Consider the following 12,620-nt stretch of genomic DNA (forward strand, 5'->3'; position numbering starts at 1 on the left):
CAGGTTGAGGCCATTTCGATTGCAGGCCGTTACAGCTAACCAGGGCCGGGCGACCAACGTTGCTGCAGATCGCGACGTATGACTTCGATCACCCATATCCATAGCAAGTGTCCAAAGGTTTCAGATGCCCATTCCGCTGGAGGAAGCTCCCAGAGCGGAGGAGCCCAGTTAAACATCGGTAAAATTACCCCGTGAAAAGCCAGGGTGACAAGCATGCCAAAGCCAAAACCTTGCCATACGGCAACACGCGGATATCTAAGGGCAGTCAGGCAATAGAAGATGGCGAAAAAAATGGAAAAGCTTTGGTGAATCAAGGCGCTGCCATAATTCACCATGTGCTCGGAGTACACGTAGGTAAGCTGATTAGCGTTGATACCGAGCGAATCAAGCATCTCTAAAGGCGGGATTGGACGATCTGGTGTGCGAGGCGGAAATGGGATTTCCGTCCCCCACTTGACAAAGCTAGAAACGTTACCTCCAATTAAACCGGCCGCTGCCGCTACACAATATTCACGAGTTTTCAAGTCAACATCCTTTCTTTCGATAGACCAGGCTTGAGAGATCCAGATCCGCGCCCAGAGCGCTTCCTAAAAATAGAAGTGCCCGACGGCTATTCGTATCACTATGATTTTAATAGGTAAATTATAAATATCGAAGCGATCTTATTCTGGGGCTGCACACGATCATACAAATTTTTTCGCTTTCTTTCTGGGGGGTGTAACCCGGCGACCCCCCCCAAAAAAAATATAGCGAGCTAAACCTATGAAGTGAGTACACCTATCGGCGCAGACTCTCCAGTAGTACAGTGCTAGCGTAACCGTCGGGTGGCAAATGCTGATCCTTCTGGTAAGCCCGGATGGCCGCCCGGGTCATCGCCCCTATCACACCGTCAGCAGCACCCAGGGAGTAGCCCTTAGCAGTCAGCAGTTTCTGCAAATCGGTTACCTGCGCAATGCTGCCCAAGGGAGGATTATCAGTCGGCCACGGGTGAGACACGCCTGTCCCGCCAGCATAACTGTCGGCTAGTAGCCCGATCGTTAGCGCATAGGCAGTGGAGTTGTTATAGCGCAGGATGCTACGGAAATTACTTAGGACCATAAATGCTGGCCCGCGATAACCAGCAGGCAGCAGGACCGATGCTTGCTCCTGTGCGAGCTCGCCCGGAATCGCGTGCGTCGTTCCCATCACCCCGAGCCGTTGCCATTCTGCAACGGGTTTCTTGATCGACATGTCAGCCTGAGCGTAATCGAAATTCTCGGGCAACTGCACCTCCTGTCCCCAAGAGATGCGCGAGTTCCAAGCACTGCGTTTTAAATAAGAGGCAGTGGAGGCCAGCGCATCGGCACGGGAACTCCAAACGTCGCGCCGATTGTCGTGGTTAAAATCAACTGCATAGTCAAGATAGGTTGTCGGGATGAATTGCGTCTGCCCCATCGCGCCAGCCCACGAGCCAATCAATTGCGCGCGAGCAATGTCTTTGTTTTGCAGGATATGAAGGGCGGCCATCAACTGTGTAGCCCCGTAATCCATCCGCCGGCCCTTGTAAGCAAGCGTGGCCAAGGAACGAATCACATCGCGACTACCAATATCCTTCCCGTAGCCGCTCTCAATACACCAGATGGCCGCGATAATCTTCGCATTCACACCGTAGTGACGCTCTACCTCGTTCAGAACTGGCTCTTTTTGCAGAAGCTCCTGCCCTTGCTGGGTATTCTTCGGAGTCAGACGCTCAGACAAATAATCCCAGATGGCTGTCGTGAACTCTGGTTGCGCCATGTCCAACTGGTGCACAGTCGGGTCAAGAGTGATGTTTTGGAAGGCAAGATCGAGTGTGGCTGTGTCGATGCCCTTAGTAGTTGCATTGCTGCGGAAAGTAGCCAGCCATTGCTGAAAATCCGCCTCTGACGTGCTCTCGTTCTGCACGCCGGGAGTCATGTCTGTGGCGAAGCAAGCTGGCGCGGCTGATGCACATGCAAGCATAATGACTACCAGCGATGGAGTTATAACCCTGGAACGCATAGCTTTTACTCTCCTGTAAAGATTCCAATACGGTGCTTGTGAAGTGAAAGTGGCCTATGTGGTGCTTCTAACTTGGCGAGGTGTCGAGGTATTCTGCGCCAGCCTTATCAATGAAGAAGTGTGGACATTCCTGATTTGCATAATCTACATATCCTGTGTGCTGGGCCATTTGTTCATGTCGCGGGGCTATGCGTGGTCATCACTAAGCGTGAGGTTCCATCGGAAATTTCTATCAGCAATGCAAGTCCTGCACTATCACGCTATGTCGACAACGCGGAGCCCGCAGCATTCGGGGACAAACCTTACGGTCAGCACTTCCTGTAGGAAACAGGCCCTCTTACTCCTCTGTCTCCACTGCTTGGTAGTCACTCCGTCATGTCTGCCGGCTGAGCCGGTGACGGAGCATCTGTTTTTTCTAGCCGCCGTCTCAATCTCGATGTGTAGGATTTTGAATTCCTACACGCGAACCTTTGCCGTCTTATCCTTCTTGCCGTTTGTTAAGTTCAAATCCCTGCGCATAAACAAGGTTGAACGTGTCTACCAAATTCATTATTTCTTGGTCAGGCAGGCTGGCGGGAACTGTCAGTACCGGTTCGCCACCCGTACCTCGCACTGTAGCAGTACGGGGACTCGACTTCCGATCAATCCGAATATCATTGGGGTTTACGAGGTAAAAAAAATTGGTCATGTGCTTCTTCCGTGATTGCTGATAGAGTTTGAAAACTGAGTAGTTGACGCTGAGAGGAAGGTGATTTCTATTCAAATTCCGCACCGAAGATCCAGAAGCGTTTAAGCATAAGCCTGTTTGTTTCAGTTTTCGCGAACTGTTATCTCTGGCGTTTCCGAACGCACGTGCTGTGGGTGGGGCCCGTATTCCTGTTTGCAGCAAGATCTCGGCCAAGGCGTTCCTCTTGTGTAATAAAGTAGCGATGGTTGTGATGCTCCGGTGGCGCCATGTTTTCATGTCTGAACTGGGAAAGTCGTAACAAAGTGAGGAAGCACCGCAGTAAAGTTTTGCGTTTCTTGGAGTATCCTGTAGGCATCCAGATTGCCGTTCCAATTATTAGCCCTTTTAATTGATCTTCTCCTTAAATAAAAAGTGTTAGTGATCCGCTAAGGTTAAGTCATTGCATTCCATTGAGGATCACAAAGCACTGTAACTGGATTACGGTCTTCTGTAAACCCACCATCTACAAATCGTCTCTTTTTCGCAATTTTTCCGTAACACAGGCCTTGGTTAGCGTAGCCAGCGATTTGGTTCCATCAGCAATAGGTCCAGAGGGTCTTTATTGATCTGGATCAAAAAAAACATGAAATTTGAGGCTCGAGGGTACCAATGACATTGCTTATCAGCGATAACGACCGAACGTAAAGTCGCACTGTTGCTGCATCGTGTTTTGCTGCGTGCTTTAATCGGAATGCTACATCCACCGCTGTTGAGGGCGATGACCCGTTCATGCATTTTGGTATTAGGTTTACGCCCAGCGTATCGACCGGCACCCTTTGTCAGGTCGGTGCCTTGGTACAGCTGCCATGATTTTGTTCGTCAGTTGGGCGAGGTCTATCGTCTGACTTGAACATCCTGGCAGCGGTGGTGGCTGTCCTTTGGTTGCTCGATACAGCGTTGGTGTATGCCAGAGGCAGAGCGCTGATCCAGTTTTCTAGGTAAAGAGGAAAATCGTATGCTCCTTCTGACTCGCCGCGAAGGTGAAAATATTATAATTGGCGATGGAATTCAGATCCAAGTCCTAAGCGTTTCAGAGGATAGTGGGGATGTACGTATCCAGATTGAAGCCCCAGATGTCGTCGAGGCGCAGCGCAGAACCGTTGGGAACGAAGTGACCGATCACAAGCCTGGCCCTGTTATTACTCATAAGCGGCGGTGGCGTTCGTTGGTCACTCAGTAGGAAGTTTGGATGACCAACCAGACCAGGAGCACAAGATGGCATTGATGAGTGTCGAGCAACTGCTGAATCAAGCAGAGGACGAGTACATGAGCGTAGACCAGCTGGTCTTTTTCAAAGATAGGTTGGAGGTCAAAGCCGCAGAGCTTCGTGATCGCTTGCTCAGCGGTCAGGCCAGTTGCGAAATCAGCGTCACCCGGACGAAGCCGACTTCGCTTCCGATGAGGAAAACAGAGCGGTGGCAGCAAGCATGATAGACATGATAGAAAGGGACAGACAGACGTTGAGCCATGTGCTTAAGGCCCTGGAAATTCTCGCTCTGGGTGACTACGGTTTTTGCCAGGAAACTGGCGAGGCCATAGGCATAAAACGCCTGCTACTGGTCCCCGAGTCGTTGTACTCGGTCGAATCGATGCGGGCGCTGGAGGCCAAGGGGATGCACCAGCGCCAAGTGGCCCAGTAAAGTCGCCGCAGCGAAGTGATCCGGGAAAATTGCGATGACTACAAAAAGTGTCGAGCGCGATGTGGCTATCTCAGAGCTTGCCGACCATTTGGAGAGCGATCTGATGCCTTGTCCAGCAGGACGTACCGCACTGTTGACGTGGATAGAAAAAAATCTTGCTCAAATAGCGCTCAATCCTGTAACCACAGCAGCTGATGCAACGTGGTTGATCGAAAGTGCTTATATCCAATGGGCCGCTGCACAGCCAAAGTGCTAAGGGACATTCTATGAACGCGATTTCTACCCCTGTCATGGGGTTCATAGCGTTTACCGTGCCGCTTAAGGCCAAAGGCGATGGGTATGACTATCCTATCCTGGTTCGGATCGAATTCAGCGACAGTCAGATGATTCAGTCCAATTGTTTCCCGTGGAGGGCACACAGGAACCCTTGATCACAAATGCTAGAAGGGTGAACATCTCAAACAACGAGCCGGACAACCGCCCGTATGGCCCCCTTGATGGCATCGTCCTGAGCCGGTGGGCTTTTTCAAAAGCGGGCTGGGTGCTTCGCGACGATGAGTAGGTCAGTGTCTATTGGCCTTAACCGACTATTGCTCCCCAACCCCGAACACGCATCCTGCGGCGGTTCGATGGAAAGCGCTGTGCAAACAGTCCTGCGTTGTTGGGCAACATGGTTTGCAGAGTTGTTTAGTGTAGGTTCAGCGGTTGACATCGGTAGAGTTCAAAGCGGAATACCGTCGCCGGCGCCGGGTCAGTAGAAAAACACCTCTTTTGCACCGAAAAGGCACTGGGAACGTCGTATGAAATTAGCATTGGCTCAAATATTTGCGGTTTTAATTTCAATAGGTCTTGAGGCGGCAGGGCAGTGCACAGCAGATCTGGCGTACACCGAGGCCGGTATGTTTGCTCTTCTATTTGGAGTGGTTCTGATGATGCCAATCTTTGGACTCGAGATATTTGAATGGCTACGTGAAAAGACTCTGACCTGATAGGCAGAGATGCCTATTTAGCGTGTCTGGGCCGTTCTTGACTGTGTAGAATGCAACATCAGAGCATCTTCAGAGCTGAGTAGGTCGAGGTCTTGCCACCATAGTTGATTGATGTCGCCATGGTGGAGACATGTGAAAAGACTGAGTACCGCTTGGCGCATCTGTTTGACGACACTGAGGCGCACTGATTAGTCTGCGACATGCGCGCCTTGCGCATCGAGCAATGGTCTGACTTCACCCTGGTGGTGAAGTCGTAGCAATAGGAGTGAGTCATCATGAAAAACGAAAGTAAGCCGCCGATGTTCGGTCCCTCGGGAATCTTCGATACCACGACCTACAGGCCGCGCTCATTCAAAACCTTCTGGATGCCTTTGAAAGACGGGATATTTAAGATGAAAGCTGGCCAAGCTGAAATAGCTTGTGCCTAAGTAGAAATTTCGCTGTACCGCCCAAGCTCTGCCATGTGCTATTAGGCTCATTAGGCTCATTAGGCTCATTAGGCTCATTAGGCTCATTAGGCTCATTAGGCTCATTAGGCTCGAACGGTAGTGAACCTTCAAATACTGCGAAATGTGGATACTTAAAATGATTAAAGTTCAAATTTTAGACAAGTTTTTAACTTTTATTGTCTCTCTGCTTGTTACTTATCCAATCATCTGCTTGGTACTCGCCGCAACGATTTACAGCTTTGTGCCGGATAACAACCATGGCATCAAAACTATCCCCCTTGCGGTGTATGGCTGGACTGAAGGGCAGAAGCACAAAGACTCAGCAGATGGATATTTGAGCTTCAAAAAATGCCTTGACGCGCCAGATTTCCAAGGTACGAGCCCTAAAGAAATTAAGGACTGTCAAAGTTGGGGCAGCGACCAGGTATCAGTTGATGATGCTGCTAACATGGTAGTTAATGTCGTCTTCCTCTTTTACGTTGCGTTCGTGGGGTGTGGCGCCTTTCTGATGTTTGCGGTGAAGGTTTCGACTGATGGTCTGAAGAGCATGCTCCTGCCAACGTATAATCTCTTTAAAGAGCTTTTTGTTACGCTTTATGGACTGATCAGAAAGAAACGTTATTAATGCCAACGAAGTTCCTGGACCTTGCCGACTTCAAGGTTCAGCAGGTTAAGGATTCTCGGCCAGCCAGTCGATTGCGGAAAGCAGCACGTTACCGTCAGGTGCTCCCTGCAGTTTGATCGAGCGCCCGGAGTGCTTGTCCTTGATGACCAACGTCGGTGTGGCGGTGATGCCGCCTAGGCTGGCCTTGTGTGCCTGGCTAACAACAGCCTGTCGGGCAGTCGGGTTGCTCGACGCGCAGTTATCGATGAAGTGCTGGCGATCCTCAAGCCCCGGGATCTGCGGGTTGCCATCAGTTCCAGCACCGTTTGACCGAGTACGTTGATAAATGAGCTCGACGGCGAGCCAGAACACGTCATTGCCTCGCTCGATCCCTGCGCACTCAGCCCAGCGAGCTTCATAGCTGGCTGCAGGCTCATGCATCGGCAGGGGCAAATGGTGCCACTGAAGATTCACGTCTGGATGCTGATCAACCCATGCTTTGAGCTGTGGGAAGTAATCCTTGCAGTACGGGCATTCCAGATCTGCATATTCGACAATGGTGAAACGGGCACCACGGCTGCCGTAAATCCATCCGCCACTTGGCCTCTGTTGACTCTCTGCTGACGCCTGGGTGCCACCTGTGACTCCAAGCGTGTTCTGCCTCAGTTCTGTCAGCAGAAAAGCCAGGATTGCCAAGGCGACCGCACCGATGCCGTACAGCATCTGGCGATGTGTGGGGCGCTTCATGCGGAGGCCTCTTTATCGAGAAATTGTTTGGCCAGCAACTCCTGATCCAGCAACGTCAGAAGAGCCTTCTGCGCGCTTTCAGGCTGTGGGTGATGCTCAAGCCACTGGTCCAGCGCTTTGTGCAGTTGGGACTGGATCTCTCGACGATCAACCGCTACATGTTTCACGACTTCCAGGTGTTCGATTAGGACCGGTGCGCAAATTTTCAAGGCCAGCAGAGCATCTTCCTGTGGGTTTTTGAGCAGTTGAGTCAGGCTGTCGATCAGATTTTGAGTCAGGGCATCCATGGCTCTCATGCCAGGTTCTCCAAGGGTGAAGAGGGGAATGTAATGGTTGTCGGTTCAATCCCGCGAATGCGGTCGAGGTCGTGTGCGATCGCCATTGCGGCTCCCAGCTCGTCTACCCCTAACGACTGCATTAGATCGTACCGCTGTTTTTTTTCCTCCGGCTCAGTCATGGCCAATGCCAGGAGCAGGCTTGGGGGCACGGCTCGAAACAAAACCTCCATAGATTTGGAAAGCACAACCCCTTCAGTATATTTTCCGCTTTCTTTACGGGCTGACAGCATCAGTGACTTTTGCGCGGGCGTCAGCTTACGGAACGTGGTGATTTTCTCCACTTCATCCGGTGGCATGTTCAGGCAGATCCACCACTCGATCATGTTAAGCATCGGTGCTGCTGCTGACGGAAGGTCGTCGATGTTCTGAGTGGCAAGCCAGAACCAGGCACCGAGTTTTCGCCACATCTTGGTGATCTTGATGACGTAGGGCGAGAGAAGGGGGTTTTTCGTAATGATGTGACCCTCGTCAGTGAAGTTGACGATCGGACGCCCCTTGAATTGGTCCCGTTCTGCAATGTTGTTCACGGTGTTGATCAGCGAGATGTAGGCGACCGACAGGTGTTGGCGCTGATTGAAAACTGACCCACCCTGCCGATTGAAAATTGACCCAGGACGGATTGCTGATTTTTGCCCCAGCAATTGTGGATAAGCTTAGCAGCAGTGTTCCGATTGAAGACGCATCAAGCCCCACCGCATGCAGCAGGGCATTTATGGTGCGGATCAAAATGGCTCATCGTCCTCGATATCATTTCCGTCCTTTCGCTTTCGTTCGCGTGTTTTGATCTTTGTCTGGGCAGCCAATGTGCTGTGTTGTAGGCGGTAGGACTCGTTGCCCGTTTCGACGATGTGGCAGTGGTGTGTCAGCCGATCCAGCAACGCGGTGGTCATCTTGGCGTCGCCAAACACACTCGACCATTCCGAGAAGCTCAGGTTGGTGGTGATGACCACGCTGGTGTGTTCGTACAGTTTGGACAGCAGGTGAAATAACAGGGCGCCACCGCTTTGGCTGAAGGGCAAATATCCGAGTTCATCCAGTATCACCAGGTCTGTGCGCAGCAGTGCCTGGGCGATTCGCCCTGCCTTGCCATCGTACTTCTCACGCTCCAGCAGATTCACCAGATCCACCGTGGAAAAGAAGCGCACGCGTTTGTTGTAGGCCGTGATTCCGGATACAGCCAAGGCACTGGCCAGGTGTGTTTTCCCGGTGCCAGGGCCGCCGATGAACACGACATTCTGCGCGGTTTCAGTGAACGCCAAGCTGGATAGATCGCTGACCAGCCGGGCATCAGCGCTGGAAGCGCTGAAGTCAAAGCCAGCTAAGTCACGGTGCATGGGGAGTTTTGCCATGTTCATCTGATGATTCACCGAGCGCACCGCGCGATCCGCATGTTCCTGCTGAAGCAGATGTTCCAGCAGCCATTTCGATGAAGCCGTCGACGCTGTTCCTTGAGAGACCAGTTCTTCCCAAGCACTGGCCATGCCGTGCAGGCGCAGTTCTTTGAGTTCAGTCATTAGGTCACGCATTGCGATTCTCCTCATCGGTCGTACGGAGCCGGTCGTAGCGTGCTGTATTGGCAACCGGCGCCACTTTGAGTTGCAGGCTGGTTTCTACACAGGGAGGTGGTGCGGTGGAGGTCAGGCGGGCAACGACATTGAGGATGTGATCGGCGCTCAGACTTCCCGATTCAAGTACCAGCTCCACCGCCACCAGCACTGGTTCGAGACCGGCGATGGGCACAGCAGCCAGTACCTGCATCATGATTCGATCACCGTTGGTGTGACGCCTCAGTCCGCGTTTAAGAAGCTGTAACGGTTTTGGCAGATCAGCAAATGGAGCGCCATTGCGCAGTGCACCAGGCTTGCGTTCGATGAGTGGGATGTAGTGCTGCCAGTCAAAACCGATCTGATCTCGATCAAAGAGGCGCTCGTGACTGGCGATCACCGTTTCGTCGGCAATGACCACGATTCGCGAAGGGTACAAACGGCTGCTGACCCATTGACCCACACGCTCGCAAGGCACCGAATAACGATTGCGCGCCACGCTGATCAGGCAGGTGCTAGAGACACGGACGGTGCGTTCCACGTAGCCATCAAAGGCCGTCGGCATCGGCATCATTTCAGCCTGCTCCAGCTCCAGGACTTCTGCCACCGTCAAACCGTTGTACTGCGGATGTACAAGTTCAGCCCAGAGCGTACGACAGCGTTGGCCGAGCCAGACGTTCAGCTCCTCGAAGGTATGGAACATGCAATTTTGAGCATCGAGCCAGATTCGCCTCCGGCTGTCTTGCACGTTCTTTTCGACGATGCCTTTCTCCCAGCCAGAGGCCACGTTGCAGAAGTCCGGATCGAACAGATAGTGCGCGCACATCACGGAAAACCGGGCATTGACCGTGCGGCCTTTGCCTTTGTTAACCTTGTCGACAGCCGTTTTCATGTTGTCGTAGATGCCGCGACGTGGCACGCCACCCAACGCTCCAAACGAACGTGTATGGGCATCAAACAGCATCTCGTGGCCTTGACTGGGGTACGCAACCAACCAGAACGCGCGACTTGCGCACAGCTTCATATGGGAGACCTGGATACGTCGAAACAGGCCACCGATCAGCAGGCCTTCTTCGCTCCAGTCAAACTGAAAGGCCTCACCGAGGGCAAAAGTCAGCGGTACAAAAGCGCGTACAGACTTGCCTTGCTCGCACCGCCAAGAGCGGACAAACGCCGTGAGCTGGCTGTAACCGCCGTCATAACCCTCGGCCTTGATCTGCTCAAAAAGTGCCTTGGCGCTCCTACGGTTGTGTTTTGGCCGGAACGAATCAGCCTTGAGCGCCTGCTCTAAGGTCTCGTGAAAAGGGTTGAGCTTATTGAAGGATGCGCACCGTTGGTACGCTGGTTGATTGGCTTCGGGCGCTCTGACCCATTTTCGGATGGTGTTTCTCGACAGCCCGGTACGCTTGGCTATCTGATGCAGCGAGAGCTTGTCGCGGAAGTACATCCGCCGGATTTTTCCCAACATTTCCATGCTGATCACCCTGTGTTCTCCTGCTCAAAAAGTGAGCAGAAGCAGTTGAGCACCTGGGTCAGTTTTCAGTCGGCAGAACAGCCTCTACTGGGTCAGTTTTCGGTCAGCGGCAACACCCGCGGCACCGCCATTGCCGAATGTGGTGTCCAGAGTGCCATCCACGTTGAAACGTTCTACCTTCAAACCGCCAAGCCCTGGCTGTGCTGATAGCACTTTACCGTCGGCCTGCACCGCCATTACGTAGTAAGCATAATCTTCCGGGTCCAGGTTGCCGGGCACGAGGGCAATTCCCTCTTGGCCGAAGCTGTTGTCCAGGCTGCCGTCAGCGTTGAGGCGCACCGCCGTGTAGCTGCCGCGCGTACCATAGCTTTCATCGCCCGGCGAGCCAGGATAGCCAATGGCAGTCTGGAAGCTTTCGCCACCGACAAGGATTTTGCCGTCAGGCTGAAGGATGATGCTCCAGTTTGAATCGCTACCCGTGGAAGGGTCGACCTGCACTGTCCCCGGGCCTGTTCGCACGGTGTAGTTGATGGTGGCCTTGCTATCGATTGACGCCATGACATTGTCCTTTAGGCATGGAACCCGAACGGATTGGGAAGGGGCTTGCACGGATCCTCTGGATCTGACCTTGGCAGGATGGATAAATGCGAACGTTTTGTGTTCCGCCGACAGCACACCGGGTCAACTGGCCCTCGCGTTAGTACTCCGGTATTGAACAAACGGCCAAAAGCGTTAGTTGACCGGGGTCGGTCGTCCTTGCCTCCATTCATCAGAGATGAGCGTGAGTGGTCGCGTGCTCGCCGGTCGAAATACACTGAACGCCTCCGCCCAGTCTGACTCCAAATCTTGCCCCGGCGCTCAAAGCCAACGTATCACGTCGATGGGTGCTTGAATCCTCTGCCCAATCAAGGAATTCCCATGACCGACCCACGTAACGTCGCCCACGACAAAAAAGTTCAGCAAGAGAAAAAGAACCACGGCGAAGAAATCGCGCCCAACGCTGAACACGCGCCTCAGCCAGGCATGAAGCCAGCACTCAAGCACGACGACGATGACAAACAAGACGAGCAAGCTTGAGCCAGGTATCAGCCCGACTTGAAGATTGAGCTCAACAGAAAAGGCGTCCCCAGGGACGCTTTTTTTGTTCAAGGATAAATTTTCAGTCGAGACCGCTTTGAACATAGGGCACCTCGCTGAAGACGTCGTCGCTGGTAGCTTCGCCGAAATGCGCTCGCTTGGCGGCCAGAAATCCGCCGATCCGTTTCCGGCTGGCATAGTCGGAGTAGCCGCCGAACAGGCAGAGATCCGTCGATGACAGGTCGCTGATGGGCGCCAGTTCGCTGAGGATTGCCTGCGTCAGCTCGAAGGCGCCGGGGTAGTTGTCACTGGTGATCGATGGCGCGAGGGTACCCGGCAGGTCGAGATTGAGATGCCGCACGCCGGCACGCGCGCAGGCGCTGTGGATGCTGTCCGGATCGGTAGCGTCGACGATGAGTAGCTCGTCGATGGAGTAGGCCAGCAGCGACTCCACGGTACTAAGCTCCAACTGCGGATCGCGGCAGCATCAGCCCGACCAGGCCGGAACGAGACTGTCGCAGGCCACGGGCCTGCAGATTGGTGCTGTAGCCGTGTTCGTCAGAGAGAGACTGGATGAGCTACGCCGTCGCCTCCTTGATCCGTCGTTTTCGCCAGGAGCCGTTGAGCACCGCACTGATCGACGCCCATGCGGGCTGGGGCGGCTCCCTCGGCAGCGCGGCGCGGCGCGGCGCTGAGCCTGGCCGACGGTCTGCACGTGGTGCCCGAATTTCCGTTGCTGCTGAAGCGGGTCTGCGTCTGCTTGATGTCATGGAACGCATGGCGAGCCTGGACCGCGTATTTACACCGGTACAGGGAGCGCTCGCAGACCAGCATCGCAGGCGCTACGCTGCGTTCAAGGTTCTTCAGGCAGCTGAACGAGAAGTGCGATCTATCTTCATTCGAGAGTGAGTTCGACCCTGAAGTCCGTGATGAGCCTGCTCAACAAAAAAGGGTCCAGACGCCCCGTTTTCGGTGCTGTACTGGACCCTTGGCGATCAAGCTTGCTCCCACG

15 protein-coding genes and 3 pseudogenes are annotated in these 12,620 nt (G+C 53.5%); 9 read left to right on the top strand and 9 right to left on the bottom strand.

Annotation, left to right across the window (positions count from 1 at the left end; translation table 11 throughout):
- Window positions 1–35: 35 nt before the first annotated feature.
- Together AC4ANE_RS03880 and AC4ANE_RS03885 are read right to left on the bottom strand one after the other, a co-directional pair.
- A complete protein-coding gene (locus AC4ANE_RS03880) occupies window positions 36–524 on the bottom strand; it encodes a YagU family protein (RefSeq protein WP_032633520.1) in 489 nt (162 codons plus the stop codon).
- Window positions 525–777: 253 nt separating this feature from the next.
- Window positions 778–2,019, bottom strand: a complete 1,242-nt coding sequence (locus AC4ANE_RS03885; protein ID WP_057442563.1) for a lytic murein transglycosylase — start codon at window positions 2,017–2,019, stop codon at window positions 778–780.
- A gap of 1,682 nt (window positions 2,020–3,701) precedes the next feature.
- Between AC4ANE_RS03885 and AC4ANE_RS03890 the strand changes: the two genes are divergently transcribed.
- The 7 genes and pseudogenes from AC4ANE_RS03890 to AC4ANE_RS03920 all read left to right on the top strand — a co-directional run bounded on the left by AC4ANE_RS03890 (window position 3,702) and on the right by AC4ANE_RS03920 (window position 6,449).
- Window positions 3,702–3,926 carry a carbon storage regulator gene (locus tag AC4ANE_RS03890; protein WP_031598088.1) on the top strand — a complete coding sequence of 75 codons (225 nt, stop codon included), beginning with the start codon at window positions 3,702–3,704 and terminating at the stop codon, window positions 3,924–3,926.
- A gap of 35 nt (window positions 3,927–3,961) precedes the next feature.
- Window positions 3,962–4,386, top strand: a pseudogene (locus tag AC4ANE_RS03895) (TraR/DksA family transcriptional regulator).
- 34 nt (window positions 4,387–4,420) lie between these two features.
- Window positions 4,421–4,642: a hypothetical protein gene (locus AC4ANE_RS03900; protein ID WP_002552013.1), complete on the top strand. Its 222-nt coding sequence runs from the start codon at window positions 4,421–4,423 to the stop codon at window positions 4,640–4,642.
- Between the two features lie 544 nt (window positions 4,643–5,186).
- Window positions 5,187–5,375: a hypothetical protein gene (locus AC4ANE_RS03905; protein ID WP_031598090.1), complete on the top strand. Its 189-nt coding sequence runs from the start codon at window positions 5,187–5,189 to the stop codon at window positions 5,373–5,375.
- Window positions 5,376–5,479: 104 nt separating this feature from the next.
- Complete coding sequence (locus AC4ANE_RS03910; RefSeq protein ID WP_369008454.1) at window positions 5,480–5,563, top strand: DUF5397 family protein; 84 nt, start codon at window positions 5,480–5,482, stop codon at window positions 5,561–5,563.
- 87 nt (window positions 5,564–5,650) lie between these two features.
- Window positions 5,651–5,803: a hypothetical protein gene (locus AC4ANE_RS03915; protein WP_155489993.1), complete on the top strand. Its 153-nt coding sequence runs from the start codon at window positions 5,651–5,653 to the stop codon at window positions 5,801–5,803.
- Between the two features lie 157 nt (window positions 5,804–5,960).
- A complete protein-coding gene (locus AC4ANE_RS03920) occupies window positions 5,961–6,449 on the top strand; it encodes a hypothetical protein (RefSeq protein ID WP_031598092.1) in 489 nt (162 codons plus the stop codon).
- Window positions 6,450–6,494: 45 nt separating this feature from the next.
- Here the strand turns inward: AC4ANE_RS03920 and AC4ANE_RS03925 are convergent, their stop codons facing one another.
- From AC4ANE_RS03925 to AC4ANE_RS03950, 6 genes and pseudogenes are all read right to left on the bottom strand, one after another.
- A complete protein-coding gene (locus AC4ANE_RS03925; RefSeq protein WP_002552014.1) occupies window positions 6,495–7,175 on the bottom strand; it encodes a DsbA family protein in 681 nt (226 codons plus the stop codon).
- Window positions 7,172–7,471: a hypothetical protein gene (locus AC4ANE_RS03930; RefSeq protein WP_002552015.1), complete on the bottom strand. Its 300-nt coding sequence runs from the start codon at window positions 7,469–7,471 to the stop codon at window positions 7,172–7,174. Before AC4ANE_RS03930 ends, AC4ANE_RS03925 begins: the two co-directional genes overlap by 4 nt.
- Window positions 7,468–8,073: pseudogene (locus AC4ANE_RS03935) on the bottom strand (conjugative transfer ATPase); the annotation flags it as partial. The pseudogene AC4ANE_RS03935 and the gene AC4ANE_RS03930, both read right to left, overlap by 4 nt.
- A 162-nt stretch (window positions 8,074–8,235) precedes the next feature.
- Window positions 8,236–9,039, bottom strand: coding sequence for an IS21-like element ISPsy20 family helper ATPase IstB (istB, locus tag AC4ANE_RS03940; RefSeq protein ID WP_031598096.1), 804 nt, complete (start codon window positions 9,037–9,039; stop codon window positions 8,236–8,238).
- The gene (gene istA / locus AC4ANE_RS03945) at window positions 9,032–10,531 is read right to left on the bottom strand and encodes an IS21-like element ISPsy20 family transposase (protein ID WP_122302115.1); all 1,500 of its coding nucleotides are present in this window, start codon (window positions 10,529–10,531) and stop codon (window positions 9,032–9,034) included. Before istA ends, istB begins: the two co-directional genes overlap by 8 nt.
- A 111-nt stretch (window positions 10,532–10,642) precedes the next feature.
- Window positions 10,643–11,089: pseudogene (locus AC4ANE_RS03950) on the bottom strand (calcium-binding protein); the annotation flags it as partial.
- A gap of 360 nt (window positions 11,090–11,449) precedes the next feature.
- Here AC4ANE_RS03950 and AC4ANE_RS03955 point away from each other — a divergent pair.
- On the top strand, window positions 11,450–11,608 hold the full coding sequence (locus AC4ANE_RS03955; protein ID WP_005732296.1) for a hypothetical protein: 159 nt from the start codon (window positions 11,450–11,452) through the stop codon (window positions 11,606–11,608).
- Between the two features lie 82 nt (window positions 11,609–11,690).
- Here AC4ANE_RS03955 and AC4ANE_RS03960 read toward each other — a convergent pair whose 3' ends face one another.
- Window positions 11,691–12,062 (bottom strand): type 1 periplasmic-binding domain-containing protein, encoded by a 372-nt coding sequence (locus tag AC4ANE_RS03960; protein ID WP_005732297.1) that lies wholly within the window; start codon window positions 12,060–12,062, stop codon window positions 11,691–11,693.
- A gap of 119 nt (window positions 12,063–12,181) precedes the next feature.
- Between AC4ANE_RS03960 and AC4ANE_RS03965 the strand changes: the two genes are divergently transcribed.
- Window positions 12,182–12,517, top strand: coding sequence for a hypothetical protein (locus AC4ANE_RS03965; protein WP_057425097.1), 336 nt, complete (start codon window positions 12,182–12,184; stop codon window positions 12,515–12,517).
- The last annotated feature ends 103 nt before the right edge of the window (window positions 12,518–12,620 follow it).

Source organism: Pseudomonas sp. Pme6b, from assembly GCF_058129925.1.

What these genes read in the sequence shown, in the direction of transcription:
- AC4ANE_RS03885 (WP_057442563.1), bottom strand. Translation starts at nt 2,019, where the DNA reads ATGCGTTCCAGGGTTATAACTCCATCGCTGGTAGTCATTATGCTTGCA.
- AC4ANE_RS03890 (WP_031598088.1), top strand. Translation starts at nt 3,702, where the DNA reads ATGCTCCTTCTGACTCGCCGCGAAGGTGAAAATATTATAATTGGCGAT.
- AC4ANE_RS03900 (WP_002552013.1), top strand. Translation starts at nt 4,421, where the DNA reads ATGACTACAAAAAGTGTCGAGCGCGATGTGGCTATCTCAGAGCTTGCC.
- AC4ANE_RS03905 (WP_031598090.1), top strand. Translation starts at nt 5,187, where the DNA reads ATGAAATTAGCATTGGCTCAAATATTTGCGGTTTTAATTTCAATAGGT.
- AC4ANE_RS03915 (WP_155489993.1), top strand. Translation starts at nt 5,651, where the DNA reads ATGAAAAACGAAAGTAAGCCGCCGATGTTCGGTCCCTCGGGAATCTTC.
- AC4ANE_RS03920 (WP_031598092.1), top strand. Translation starts at nt 5,961, where the DNA reads ATGATTAAAGTTCAAATTTTAGACAAGTTTTTAACTTTTATTGTCTCT.
- AC4ANE_RS03925 (WP_002552014.1), bottom strand. Translation starts at nt 7,175, where the DNA reads ATGAAGCGCCCCACACATCGCCAGATGCTGTACGGCATCGGTGCGGTC.
- AC4ANE_RS03930 (WP_002552015.1), bottom strand. Translation starts at nt 7,471, where the DNA reads ATGAGAGCCATGGATGCCCTGACTCAAAATCTGATCGACAGCCTGACT.
- istB (WP_031598096.1), bottom strand. Translation starts at nt 9,039, where the DNA reads ATGCGTGACCTAATGACTGAACTCAAAGAACTGCGCCTGCACGGCATG.
- istA (WP_122302115.1), bottom strand. Translation starts at nt 10,531, where the DNA reads ATGGAAATGTTGGGAAAAATCCGGCGGATGTACTTCCGCGACAAGCTC.
- AC4ANE_RS03955 (WP_005732296.1), top strand. Translation starts at nt 11,450, where the DNA reads ATGACCGACCCACGTAACGTCGCCCACGACAAAAAAGTTCAGCAAGAG.
- AC4ANE_RS03965 (WP_057425097.1), top strand. Translation starts at nt 12,182, where the DNA reads ATGAGCTACGCCGTCGCCTCCTTGATCCGTCGTTTTCGCCAGGAGCCG.